Source organism: Paenibacillus tengchongensis (genome assembly GCF_008973665.1).
Taxonomy (GTDB): domain Bacteria; phylum Bacillota; class Bacilli; order Paenibacillales; family Paenibacillaceae; genus Paenibacillus_AQ; species Paenibacillus_AQ tengchongensis.
This window is the reverse complement of sequence record NZ_WACP01000012.1, coordinates 196749-209376: the sequence shown is the minus strand read 5'-3', so window position 1 is coordinate 209376 and position 12628 is coordinate 196749. Positions and strand designations below refer to the sequence as shown.

Below are 12628 nucleotides of genomic sequence, written 5' to 3'. Positions count from 1 at the left end.
AGCATGTTAGCTGCATTCATTCCATAACCAAACGGAGGATACAACGATGCTGCGATCAAAATTAGCTTTGCCGTTATCGGCGGCGCTGCTGCTTGGTCTCACCGGTCTTACCGGCTGCGCGGCCAACCAGTCAGCCAATGATAAGGTGCAGACGAACAGTGTGCGCGACGGGCAGGTACGTACCAATTCCACGCAGGGCAGCGGGGTGAATGCCAACTCCTACGATAAGATGCAGGTTGATCAAGAGTTGGCGGCCCGCGTCACTGCTATGCCGGAGGTCAGAACTGCAAATGTCCTGACTGTCGGCAAGAACGCCTATGTGGCTGTGACCCTGGACAATGCCCGGGGCGGGGTGCAGGCGCAGAATACAGGGAGGGTCCGGCCTTATGGCCTCGGTGATCCAGATCCTGACGGACTTAGCGGCTCGGGCCGGCCGATGGGCGGCATGAATGCCCGGACGGATTCACGCGGCAGAGGCACAGCGCTTGGCATCCCGGGCAGAACGGGAACCGGCGGCTCCACAGCCGGAATCAGCGCCGCTGAGACCGGTACAGGTACGGTCGGCGGAACGGGCATGACGCAGCCTCAGCAGTATGCCGGAAACGGGGGCAACGGCATCTTTACCGGCAGCAATATGACCGACGGGACACGGCTGAAGCGGGATATTGACGACAGCATGGGCCGCAACGCCGGAAGCCGGGGGATTGCGCCGTATTCCTATAATGCGACATCCGATACCGATGCAGGGGACGTTACCCAGGACACCAAGAATAAGATTGCCGATGTTGTGAAGCGCAGCCACAATGGCATCGACAACGTTTACGTGTCGGCCAATCCCGATTTCGTTGAGCGGGCGAACTTTTATGCCGAGGAATTCCGCGCCGGGCATCCGCTGAGGGGCTTTGCCCGCGAGTTCGGAACGCTGGTGGAGCGGATTTTCCCGGCGCGCAGCGGATATTAAGACAGTCCCGCAGCAGGGCAGTGTCCTGGCTGAGCCGGTTCAGGTGCCCTATAATAGAAACGGAAACGCAGCCGCCTGAGCGCATCAGGCGGCTGCGTTTATTTACATATTCAGCTCCATCCGCCGGCCGCCGATCCATACGTCCCGCAGATTGAATTCGCCATCAAGCCTGAGGATATCTCCCCGCTTGCCCGCTTCCAGCGAGCCGATCAGGTGGTCCATGCCCAGCGATGCCGCCGGTGTCAGGCTTGCGGCCCGGGAAGCCTCCTCCAGCGTGAGGCCTGCTTCCGCAATCAGATAGCGGAAGCCCCGGATCATGGTCAGCGTGCTGCCGGCCAGCGCGTCCGGATTATCCTTCAGGGTGGCAACGCCCCCCCTGACCGTGACGGGCAAATCGCCGATGGCGTAATCGCCGTCGGCGAGGCCTGCCGCCGACATGGCATCCGTAATCAGCAGCAGCTGTCCGCGCTTGAGCCGGGCGGTAATCGCAACCGCCGCCGGGTGGACATGAATGCCGTCGGCGATGATTTCCGCACGGATGCGCTCATCATACAGGACGGCACCGGCAGCGCCCGGCTTGCGGTGATGCAGCGGCGTCATGGCGTTGAACATATGCACCGCCTGGTTCAGCCCGGCGTCCGCCGCAGCGGTCACCTCTTCAAAGGTGGCGTTGGTATGGCCAAGCGCTGCGGTAATCCCGGCCTTGCGCAGCCAGGATATGGCTTCTAGCGCGTGCTCGCCCTCCGGCGCAAGCGTCACCTGGCGGATCATACCCGGGTATAGTGCCTCCCAGGCTTCCAGCCATGCTGCGTTTGCGGGAACGATGTGCTCGGGGTTCTGCGCACCGGGCCAGCGCGGGCTGATAAAAGGGCCTTCGAGATGCACTCCGGCCAATTGCGCGTAAGGCATGGGAGCGCTCCGGTAGTCAGCCACTTCCTGCAGCACGCGGTCGATGTCGGCTTTGGCGGCGGTCATCGTAGTGGCCAGCATGGCCGTTGTTCCCTGGGACGCATGGAAGCGGGTAATGGTGTCGAGGGCCTCCCGGCCGCTGTACATGAAATCATGGCCTGCCCCGCCATGCACATGGACATCGACGAAGCCCGGAATATATAGCGCCCCCGGCGCATCCTCTGCTATAGGCCAACGGGCGCAGGCTTCGGGAAGTCCTGCCGCTTCGCCGGCATACCGGATCAACTGCCCGGAGACGGCGATCACTCCCTGCCCGATGAGGCCCGCAGGCGTCAGCACCTGTCCGTACAACAGAAAGCCTGGGGCTTCAGTTCCTTTGGGGCGGATTACCGTAACCATTTGGCAGCTCCTTCATCGAGCAGCACGACCACATTCGGGTGGCTCTGCAGCAGGGAAGCGGGGCACTGGGTCGTGATCGGTCCCTGCAATGCATTCTTCACTGCTTCGGCCTTGGCTTCGCCGCGCACCAAGAGGACGATCTGCCGCGCCTTCAGAATTCCGCCGATGCCCATCGTTACGGCCTGCCGCGGAACTTCCTGCGGATCACCGAAGAATCTGGCATTGGCTTCGCGCGTCTCCGGCAAGAGCTGGACGACATGCGTGCCGCTGGTCAGGCTGGCATCCGGTTCGTTGAAGCCGATATGGCCGTTGCTGCCGATCCCCAGCAGCTGCAGGTCGACCGGCCCCTCTTCGTCCAGCATCCGGTCATAGGCGCGGCATTCGGCGGCAAGATCATCGGCATCGCCCCGCGGCACGTTGGTCCGGCTGAGGTCGATGTCGATATGCCTGAACAGATTCTCGTTCATGAAGCTGCGGTAGCTCTGCGGGTGGTCCGCCGGCAGCCCGACATATTCATCGAGATTAAAGGTGGTTGCTTTGGCGAAGCTGACCATCCCTTTGCGGTGCATTTCGGCGAGCTTGCCGTACACACCGAGCGGAGAGCTGCCGGTAGCGAGGCCCAGGACCGCTTTGGGATTGGCCTGCAGCAGACTGGCGATCAGGTTGGCTCCGGTCTGGGCGAAATCCTCATCATTGTGAAAAGTCAGAACGTTCATATTCATGATCCTCCTTTTGTTCATTGGCTAGTGGATTTCTTTGGTTCTTTGCACGGGCTTGGGCCGATGCCTCTACTTCCGGTAGAGCAGATTTATGACGGTATTGCTGTACATTCCGGTAGGATTGCTCCAGCTTGGGAATGAAGTCTGTGAACCGCGTGCTGACCATACCGGTAAAAAGAATGTCGATAATATGCAGCTGCGCGATCCGCGAGGCCATATCGCCCCGGCGCATCCCTTGCTCCAGCGAGGAGGAGAACAGGGAAATATCGGCAAGCGCAGCCAGCGTGTTGTTGCCGTAAGCGGTCAACGATATGGTGGTTGCGCCGCTCCTTCTCGCGCATTCCAGCGCATCGGCCGTTTCCGGGGTTTCCCCGGAATAGGAGACGGCAAGGGCGACGTCGCCTGCAGCCAGCGAAGAAGCCGAAGTGATCTGCATGTGGGAATCAGAAAAAGCGGTACAGCTCACACCGATGCGCACCAGCTTCTGGTAAAAGTCCTGGGCGACGATGGATGAGGTAGCCATCCCGTACAGATCGACCCGCCGGGCCCGGCACAGCGCATCAATAGCCGCCTGCATCCGTTCCAGGTCAAGCAGGGAGGTGGTGTCGCGGATCGAGGCCAGATGATTGGCCTGCATCGCTTCCACAATGACCGCCAGCGGATTGCCGGCGACGATATCCTGGTAGGAGGAGCCGTCCGCTCCCGCAGCATCGCCGTGGGCGATTTCAGCGGCCAGCTTGACCTTGAAATCGGGAAATCCCTTGAAATGCAGCAGCTTGCAGAAGCGGGTGACTGCAGCGGGACTGACCTGGCACTGTTCGGCCAGCTCGGTGATGCCCATGTGGACAATCTCGCCGGGCGAAGCGAGAATGCGCTCCGCGAGCTTCCGCTCGCCCGGCGACAGCGTGGCTAGGTCATGCTTCAGCGCATGAAGAATAGGGGACATGGAATCCAGCTTCTTTCATTAAATATGGGAAATAATGTGTGAATGCGAACGCGGTGTAAGGAGCACCGAACATAGCGTGTTGAAATTATTTTTATTTTATAAACGTAATTATAGAAAATTATTTTCATACCCAGCATAATCGAAAATCCCTCCGGCTGCAAGACGGAGTTGGGATGAACCTCCGCCAATACTCCCCACCATCCAAACCACTGCGAACAATTCCTCCGCTTGCGGACTGTATGGACCTTATTTTAGCGAAAGGGAGAGTTTTTCTGAATTAACGGACACAGATGCACTTATAACTGCCCTGATAGTAGAATTCCGCGCTTTTATGCTCGAATAAGTGCACTGGTGTCCGTAACGCAGTCCAAACCGAGGGGAATTAAGAAATAAGAGCACCTGAGTCCGTTGCGATTGAGATGTCGGCTAAGGTGTAGAGGGTGAGACAATAGGTGCGATGGAGTGGAGGAGAAAGGCGAGTAGTAGAGGCACAATATAAGTGAGGTACGGGATGCGGTGCTATGAGTTGAGTTGACAAGAGGAGATACCACCCGCGAAGAAGTCACGCAGGGATGATTAGACGCAAATGTGACGGGGTGGGCAGGCAGAAAGCCTGATAAATTACGCGGACACCCTCTCCGCTAGACCCAGGCCCCCGCCCATTTTGAAGCAGCAACCGCACAATTGATGTTCACTTTACATAGTATGATTTGACTGTATCCCTTTACCTTGTTATACCAAACAAACCCGAGCAAGGAGGGGTGACACCACATGAAGGGGAACGAACACCACAGCAAATTTCTGTTGACCCATCGCGAACGGGAAGTGTTTGAGCTTCTCGTCCAGGACAAAACGACCCGCGATATCGCCGGCCTGCTGTTTATCAGCGAAAAGACGGTTCGTAATCACATCTCCAACGTTATGCAGAAATTAAATGTAAAAGGCCGTTCACAAGCGGTTGTCGAGCTGATCAAGCTTGGGGAGCTGAAAATATAGCTGCCGTGCTCAAGAGATAACTGTGCAAGCCTTCTTTTATCCTGCGGGGTAAGGGGAGGTTTTTGTTTTTGGGGAGAACGATAAAACCAAGCGGCTGCGGATGGACTAGCCGCTTAGTATTGTGTTATTCAATCAACGTCAAATGTCCATTCATAAATTTGCTGTGTGCAGGCTTCTATGCTGGCTTGTTCCGATTTCGGAAGCCCGAGCCTCCGGTTTTTGAGATATGGCTTCACTTCATCACGCTCCCTTGGGAAAGGCCCGGCCCGCAGGAGTTCCAAGGCAATAATCTTCTACGGGCTGAGCATGATGAACCGTTTATTGTTTTGGATATCCATAAGAATCACCTGTACAAAAAGTTTTAAACGAGAGGAGCCTCCCCTCGCATAACCAGATCTTACTGCTTCCGGTTACTCCGTGCAATAAAAAACCGCCCCCCTCACGGGAAGCGGCTATATCAATGATGATCAGTGGTATTTTACTGTCTTGATCCGGGATTCTTCCTCATAAGTCAGCGGGCTGCGGGCCGGCGGGTTGTGCAGATGACGCTCCACGCTGTACTCAATTTTCCAGTAGTCATCTTCCGGGGAAGAGATCCACGGCTCCCACATTCCGGCTACCCAATTCTTCAGTTCTTTCAGTCCTGCCAGCATTTCCTTCATCCTCCTTGGACGATGGTTGGTTTGATCGTTCAGTATGTTGGTTGTCTTTGATGTTTACGCTTACATTATAACACAATACGTAAACTTTAACAGGTGTGTCCGCACCAAAAAGACAAAAAAACTAAAAAATATTGTGTCGGTTCCTTGATTTGTCTGCATTAAGAAGATTGATGTCCTTGTGTAGAGGACATAATCGTAAAACGGCAATGCAGCATCATTTCGTAACGGACAGGCGCAAAAGCCGCAGCCCCGCATGGCCCGGTTAGAGGTAAGCCGGGGTCTTTTTAATCATCAATATTTAAGCAAATCCTGGGCATACTACAACAATCTCTCAGTGAAAGCGTGGGGTTATGATGGCAGAGCAGCATGAGCGTCTGTCGCTTGAGCATATATTGCATGAGTTTGAAGACTGCGCGGATTTGACACGGCGCAATTTTCCAGAGATCGGGGCCGATATCGTCTACTTCTCCCATACCGTGGACAATCTGCTACTGATCAATCAGGTGCTGGACCCGCTGTCGGCATTGCAGCGGAAGAAGGAGCTGGAGCAGCTGCTCCGGGAATCGCAATTTGTCCGGGTAACGGATTCCAAAACGGCGGTCACAGGAATACTGGAGGGCGGTGTGGCGGTTTTTGCCGCTGACACTGTCCACTTAATCGATGTTTATGGCCCTGAGGCGCGTTCAGTATCGGAATCGGAGACGGAATCGATTATCGCCGGCCCGCATGACGCTTTTGTCGAGTCGGCCACCACTAATATTTCACTGATCCGCCGCCGCATCCGCAGCTCGCACCTGAAGGTGATTCATTGTTCTGTAGGCGAAATCAGCAAAACCGATGTATATATCCTTTACATTAAAGATATTGCCAACCTCGCATATGTGCAGGATTTGCAGCAGCGGATCGAGCGTATCGAGACGGATGCGATCAACGACGGAGGGATGCTGTCGCAATATCTGGAAGATAAGCAGACCTCGGTGTTCCCGCAATTTCTGACTACGGAACGGCCGGACGTCTCCTCCTCCAAGCTGGTGTCTGGCAAGATTCTTGTGCTCATCGACAACAGCCCGACGTCGATCAGCGCCCCGGCGTCTTTTTTTGAGTTCTTCTCATCCTCCGACGATTACTACGAACGCTGGGTGCTGGGGACCGCCTTGCGGCTGGTACGTTATGTGGCGCTGATTATCACATTAACTTTTACTGCCCTGTATGTGGCTGTGACTACGTTTCACTATGAAATGATCCCGGAAGCGCTGCTGCTTACCCTGGCCGAATCGCGCAACCGCGTCCCCTTTCCGCCGGTGTATGAAGCGCTGCTGATGGAGTTTACGATTGAGCTGCTGCGGGAAGCCGGAGCGCGCCTGCCGACCAAGGTCGGACAGACGATCGGCATCGTCGGCGGTATTGTCATCGGGCAGGCGGCGGTGCAGGCTGGGCTGACCAGCAATATCCTGATTATTTCCGTGGCGTCCTCTGCGATCGCTTCCTTTGTCATTCCGAATTATCTGATGAGCGCCTCGCTGCGGGTGATCCGCTTCGGAATCATTATCCTTGCCGGCATATGGGGGAACATGGGGCTTGTCATCGCCATCGCCGTTATTGTTATCCATTTGTGCAGTCTGAGCAGCCTTGGAGCCTCCTACCTTGTTCCTGTGGCCCCGATGAGGGGCAGAGACTGGAAGGATGTATTTATCCGTGCGCCGTTCTCGCTGCTGCTGACCCGTCCGACCCAGAACCGGACCCCCAACCCCATCCGGCAAAAAAACAGAAAGTAGTGGTTTCGCTCCATGAACGAGAAAATCCGCCCCTTTAATCTAGCCGTTCTTGTCTATATGAGCCAGGTGGGGATCGTGGTCTTTACCTTGCCGCGCACGCTGGCCGATTACTTCGGCACGAATGGCTGGCTGATCCTGATTCCCTGCTTTCTGCTGTCCGGCTTCAATATTTATCTGATTTCTCTCGTATACAAGCTAGGCAATGGGCGTTCGGTGTTTGAAATTATGGAGCAGTCTATTCCGAAGCCCTTATTGTATCCGTTTTATATGGGACTAACTGCGGTCTGGATGATGTTCGGCTGTGTCATCGGCAAAAAATATGTGCTGCTGTTTCAAATGCTGGCCTTCCCGACGACCAATCCGATGTTGTTCAAGCTGATGTTCGATATTTTGGCTTTTATGCTGATCACTAAGGGGATCTATACGATTTCCCGGGCGGCAACGATGTTCTTCTGGATTACAGCATGGATGTATTTGCTGCTCTTATGGGTGCTGCCGGATTTCAACTGGGTACGGCTGACTCCGTTTATTTTGCAGGGCGGGCATAACCAGTTCAAAGGATTACTTGAAGTGTATGGAGCCTTTCTGGGATATGAGATATCGATACTGCTGTTTCCTTATATTGACCGGCGAAAAAAAATGATGGCCGCCATCCAGGCGGGCAATGCCTATCTATCTGTCAGCTATATCAACCTAGGGCTGGTCAGCTTTGGTATTTTCAGCTCGGACCAGCTTAAACAGCTGCTGTATCCCCTGCTCGATATTTTGGCGTATATCCAATTTCCGTTCGTGGAGCGCCTGGAGAACCTGCTATACGGCTTTTTTATGTTCCTCGTGCTGATGACGGTAGTGATGTACTGGTGGGGGGCGGTCGAGACAGCCGGGAGAATCGTTCCGCGGTTGAAGCGTCAGGTGCTGGCCTTTGTCCTGCTTGCAATCACTTACGGAATCTCATTTCTGCCCAAGACCATTGATGAGATCGATGCCTGGATCAGTTTTCTCGGCAATATTACTACCGGCGTAGCTTTTGGGTTACCTGTGCTGCTGATTACTGTACTGCTTATCCAGAAGAAAGGGGAGAAATCCGGTGGTTAACAAAATTGCAGGGATGCTCATGCTTGTACTACTGCTTACCGGGTGCAGTACGGATCAGCGTATTTTGGACAAGCTGGGAATGGTACAGACCATTGCGTTAGACCAGGCAGATGGAGACAAGCTGCTGGTAACGGCCAGTATTCCCGTCATCGATCCGAACGCGGAACTGAAGCGGGAAATCCTGCAGGCGGAAACAAACAGCGTCAAGGAAGCGAGGCTGGTCTTCTCCAGACAGACCGATCTGCGCATGGTCAGCGGGCAAATGCGGGAGCTGCTGTTCGGCATAGATCTGGCGGAAAAGGGGCTGTGGAAATACGTTGAGACCCAGCTCCGCGACCCGTCGGTCGGCTTCAGCGTGAAGTTAACGGTGGTGGACGGCAAAGCCGGTGAACTGCTGGCGGCAGAGCATAAGCCCCATGCGGATACGGGGCGGTATATTACGCATCTGCTTGAAAAAGAAGCGGCGGGCAACAATATACCAGCTACAACGTTATATGAATTCTCCAGAGACTACAACGATGACGGCATCGATGTTATCGCCCCTATAGTTGCAGACGGCGGCAGTAAAGTGCGGGTGACCGGGATTGCGTTATTTGCAGGCGACCGCGTGGTCATGAGGGTTCCCGTCAAAGAAGGCTTGATCTTTGCCCTTTGCCGCGGCAACCTGAAGCGCGGCGAAGCCGCGATAAACCTTGGGGATACCATCGGCAAGCCTGAGGTGGTCGTGTTCAGCTCCGTTACCAGCAAGCGGAAGGTGAAGGTTCACCGCATGCAGGACGGCAGATTTAAGGTCGATCTGTACGTCTCACTTCAGGGCTCTGTACTGGATTATACCGGGGAGCGTACGCTGAGGGAAGAGAAGGACCGGCACGAGCTGGAGAAAGAATTGTCCCTTTCCATTGAAGACAAGGCGGAGCAGCTGATCCGGCAGATGCAGCAGAAGAAGACGGACGCGCTAGGCTTCGGGCAATATGTCCGGGGCAGACTAAGCTACAAGGCCTGGAAGGCTATGGATTGGCGGGAAACATTCCCCGAAGTGGAAGTGGACTGCCGTGCCAAAGTGAAGATCAAGGACTACGGAAAATATATGTAGGCGTGAATCCCGGAGCCCTCTGTGCCGTCTGTGCACAGAGGGCTTTGCTTATACCGGCTATTTTATTTAAATTTAAAAATATACAAAATCGGACGATGGGTGTAAAATTGCATTACTTAAGGTTTCCGCAAGGACTGTCCAAGCCGCATCCCCCTTTGTGAATTAATGCGCATGGTTTTGAGGAGGCGAAAAGAGGGTTTTACAGCGCGCTGCGGCGGGGGAGAAGGAATGAGGCCCGGAGCGGAAACGGAAGAGAGAGCTGCTGCGGCTGCAGCAACGTACAATGCATGGATGAGATGGAGGCTACGAGATTCATGAAGAGAAGAAACGGGAAACAATGGATGCTGCTGGTGATGCTGCTGACTGTGCTGAGTCTGCTCGCAGCAGGCTGCGGAGCGGCAAATAACGCCGGAAATAACGGGAATAATGAGGCTGCTTCGGGCAGCGGGGAAGCTGCAGGAGCGAACGCCGGAGGAGAGGAGGCTGCTGCCGCTGAACCGGCTGTGGTCACACTCGGGCTGCTGCCGTCGATCGATGCCATTCCTTTTATCATCGCGCATGAACAGGGCTATGACCTGAAGCATAATGTGAAGCTGGACATCCAGAACTTCAAGAGCGCCAAAGACCGCGACGTTGCTTTCCAGGCCGGCAAGGTGGACGGTATCAGCGCCGATCTGGTGGCGATTTCCATTTATAATGAAGCGGATTTGAATGTGAAAATCACCAGCACCACCACCGGGCAGTTCAGCCTGCTGACCGGCAATGACGGCATTCAAGACGTGAAGGACCTGAAGGGCAAGACGGTCATTCTGTCCAAGAATACCTCTACCCAATACACAATGGCTACGATGCTGAAGCAGGCCGGCCTTACCGAGGACGATATTACGGTTACGGAAGTGCCGCAAATTCCGACCCGGCTGGAGCTGCTGAAGAATCAGAAGGCCGATGCCGCCGTGCTGCCCGAGCCTTACGTAACGATGGGAACAGCTGCCGGACTGCGCGTGCTTGGTACTACGGACAGTGCGGGAATTAATCCGTTCGTGCTTGCCTTCCCGCAAACTGTCATCGATGCGAAGGGACAAGCCATCCGCGATATGTATGCAGCTTATGACGAAGCTGTCGCTTATATGAAATCGCATGACCAGTCGGAATATATCGATCTGATTATCAAGGAAGTAGGCTTTCCGGATACACTGAAGGATCAGATTACCGTTCCCGACTACCAGCCGGCTGTCCAGGTGGATGTGAAGCAGGTGGAACAAGCCTTTGCTTGGGCGCGGGAGAAGGGGCTGCTGACCAAAAATCTATCGGCTGAAGAAGTGATCTCCGATGTCCAGTTTGGAGAGTAACGGACTGCAAATTGAAGATCTGCAGGTCTCTTACAGCAACGGGGAGCCTGTGCTCGGAAAGCTGAATCTGAGCCTGCCCGAGTTCGGGATTTATACGGTGCTCGGCCCATCCGGCAGCGGCAAATCGACGCTGCTGCGGGCGATTGCCGGTCTGCTGCCCGGATATGGGGGCAAGCTGCTGTTCAACGGCAGAACGGTGCATGATCAGCATACTTTAGTCGGACTTGTACCCCAGAATTACGGATTGCTGCCCTGGAAGACGGTCCATGACAATATCGACATTGCGCTGAAGATTGCCCGTCCGGGCGAGGCGGACAAGGCGGCGCGGGAAGCGCAGATTGAGCGGTGGCTTACGGCAATGGGCATTGCGGGACTCTCAGGCCGTTACCCGCTGTCGCTCAGCGGCGGCCAGCAGCAGCGCGTGGCGATTGCCCGCGCCTTCGCCATCCAGCCGGCGATCCTGCTGCTGGACGAGCCGTTCTCCGCGCTTGACGCCATGACCCGTGAGGGACTGCAGCGGCTGTTCCTCGCGGGCTGGCAGGAGCATCCGGCCACGGCGCTGTTTGTGACCCATGACGTGGAAGAAGCGATCTTGCTTGGCCAGCGCATCCTCGTGATGCCGGCGGGCAAGGCGGGGACTGCGGAGGCTCCCGAATTACTCGATAATTCCGCCGTCTTCGGAATGCCTTATGAGGACAAGCGGGACAGTGCCGAGTTTATGGAGAGAAGCAGAACCATTCGCCGGATGATGCAGGAGAGATGGCAATGAGACAGCGTCTGAGACATATATTGAGGCTGCTGCTCGTCTTCCTGGTCATGAATGCAATCTGGTACCTCATCTATCTGCTGCTTAAGCACCCCATTCTGCCAAGTCCAGGCGCTGTCTACCGGGCAATGTTTGCGCTGGACTGCAGGGAGGTCGCCCTGAATGTCGGTTACAGCCTGCTGCGGATTACTGAAGGGGTGGCGCTGGCGCTGGTCCTCGGCCTGCTGATCGGTCTCCTGATGGGCCGCTCGCCCTTCTGGAACCGGGTGCTTGATCCGGTCGTCTATCTGACGTATCCGATTCCGAAGATCGCCCTGCTGCCGGTTGTCATGCTGTTCTTCGGGCTGGGGGAGACCTCCAAGGTGCTGATGATCATGCTCATTTTGCTGTTTCAGATTATCATTTCGGTCCGTGACGGCATCAAGGCGATTCCCGAAAGCACCTACGATGTGCTGACCAGCATCGGGGCGGGCTCTGTTCAGAAATTCTGGAATGTGACCCTGCCCGGCGCGCTTTCGGTCATTCTCAGCACGATCCGCATCTCGCTCGGAACGGCAATCTCGGTGCTGTTCTTTACTGAAATCTACGGAACCGAGCACGGCATGGGCTTTTTCATTATGGACGCCTGGCTGCGTCTGGACTACTCGGAAATGTATGCCGGCATCCTTTTGTTCAGCTTCGTCGGGTTTGTGCTGTTCCTGCTCGTCGACCTGCTGGACTATAAGTTTATGAAGTGGCGTAAAGTAGATTAAGTAGTGTTTGAATAGAAGCTGTCCCCTGCATCCGCCCGCACGGATGACTGGGACAGCTTCTTTGTGTTCCGGTGTAAAACTGTCCGTGGGGGCTCCGCTGATGTGGGAGCGCGTTCATAAGAGTACGTCCAGATGAGCGGAAGATGCGGCTAAAAAAGTTCAAAAAATATTTTTCCGGTAAATGCTCTTCTAATTTCATTGAACGA

General features: G+C 55.2%; 12 protein-coding genes. 8 read left to right on the top strand and 4 right to left on the bottom strand.

Annotated elements, in window-relative coordinates; translation table 11 throughout:
- Positions 1-46 precede the first annotated feature (46 nt).
- The gene (locus F1381_RS20145; protein WP_151736637.1) at positions 47-961 is read left to right on the top strand and encodes a YhcN/YlaJ family sporulation lipoprotein; all 915 of its coding nucleotides are present in this window, start codon (positions 47-49) and stop codon (positions 959-961) included.
- A gap of 102 nt (positions 962-1063) precedes the next feature.
- Here F1381_RS20145 and nagA read toward each other — a convergent pair whose 3' ends face one another.
- From nagA to F1381_RS20130, 3 genes are read right to left on the bottom strand one after another with little or no spacing between them, the layout of a single operon-like run.
- Positions 1064-2269 carry an N-acetylglucosamine-6-phosphate deacetylase gene (gene nagA, locus F1381_RS20140; protein ID WP_151736636.1) on the bottom strand — a complete coding sequence of 402 codons (1206 nt, stop codon included), beginning with the start codon at positions 2267-2269 and terminating at the stop codon, positions 1064-1066.
- Entirely contained in the window at positions 2257-2985 is a 729-nt protein-coding gene (gene nagB / locus F1381_RS20135) for a glucosamine-6-phosphate deaminase (RefSeq protein WP_151736635.1), read from the bottom strand. Before nagB ends, nagA begins: the two co-directional genes overlap by 13 nt.
- Complete coding sequence (locus tag F1381_RS20130; RefSeq protein ID WP_151736634.1) at positions 2960-3934, bottom strand: MurR/RpiR family transcriptional regulator; 975 nt, start codon at positions 3932-3934, stop codon at positions 2960-2962. Before F1381_RS20130 ends, nagB begins: the two co-directional genes overlap by 26 nt.
- Before the next feature lie 771 nt (positions 3935-4705).
- Between F1381_RS20130 and F1381_RS20125 the strand changes: the two genes are divergently transcribed.
- Positions 4706-4930 (top strand): helix-turn-helix domain-containing protein, encoded by a 225-nt coding sequence (locus F1381_RS20125; RefSeq protein WP_019908812.1) that lies wholly within the window; start codon positions 4706-4708, stop codon positions 4928-4930.
- 467 nt (positions 4931-5397) lie between these two features.
- Here the strand turns inward: F1381_RS20125 and F1381_RS20120 are convergent, their stop codons facing one another.
- The gene (locus F1381_RS20120; RefSeq protein ID WP_151736633.1) at positions 5398-5583 is read right to left on the bottom strand and encodes a hypothetical protein; all 186 of its coding nucleotides are present in this window, start codon (positions 5581-5583) and stop codon (positions 5398-5400) included.
- A gap of 362 nt (positions 5584-5945) precedes the next feature.
- Here F1381_RS20120 and F1381_RS20115 point away from each other — a divergent pair, with 362 nt between their 5' ends.
- From F1381_RS20115 to F1381_RS20090, 6 genes are all read left to right on the top strand, one after another.
- Positions 5946-7367, top strand: a complete 1422-nt coding sequence (locus tag F1381_RS20115) for a spore germination protein (RefSeq protein ID WP_246188117.1) — start codon at positions 5946-5948, stop codon at positions 7365-7367.
- A gap of 12 nt (positions 7368-7379) precedes the next feature.
- Positions 7380-8462: a GerAB/ArcD/ProY family transporter gene (locus tag F1381_RS20110; protein WP_151736631.1), complete on the top strand. Its 1083-nt coding sequence runs from the start codon at positions 7380-7382 to the stop codon at positions 8460-8462.
- Positions 8455-9555 (top strand): Ger(x)C family spore germination protein, encoded by a 1101-nt coding sequence (locus F1381_RS20105; RefSeq protein ID WP_151736630.1) that lies wholly within the window; start codon positions 8455-8457, stop codon positions 9553-9555. Before F1381_RS20110 ends, F1381_RS20105 begins: the two co-directional genes overlap by 8 nt.
- 314 nt (positions 9556-9869) lie before the next feature.
- Positions 9870-10904 carry an ABC transporter substrate-binding protein gene (locus tag F1381_RS20100; protein WP_151736629.1) on the top strand — a complete coding sequence of 345 codons (1035 nt, stop codon included), beginning with the start codon at positions 9870-9872 and terminating at the stop codon, positions 10902-10904.
- On the top strand, positions 10885-11673 hold the full coding sequence (locus tag F1381_RS20095) for an ABC transporter ATP-binding protein (RefSeq protein WP_151736628.1): 789 nt from the start codon (positions 10885-10887) through the stop codon (positions 11671-11673). The genes F1381_RS20100 and F1381_RS20095 overlap by 20 nt, the downstream gene beginning before the upstream one ends.
- Entirely contained in the window at positions 11670-12422 is a 753-nt protein-coding gene (locus tag F1381_RS20090) for an ABC transporter permease (RefSeq protein ID WP_246188116.1), read from the top strand. Before F1381_RS20095 ends, F1381_RS20090 begins: the two co-directional genes overlap by 4 nt.
- The last annotated feature ends 206 nt before the right edge of the window (positions 12423-12628 follow it).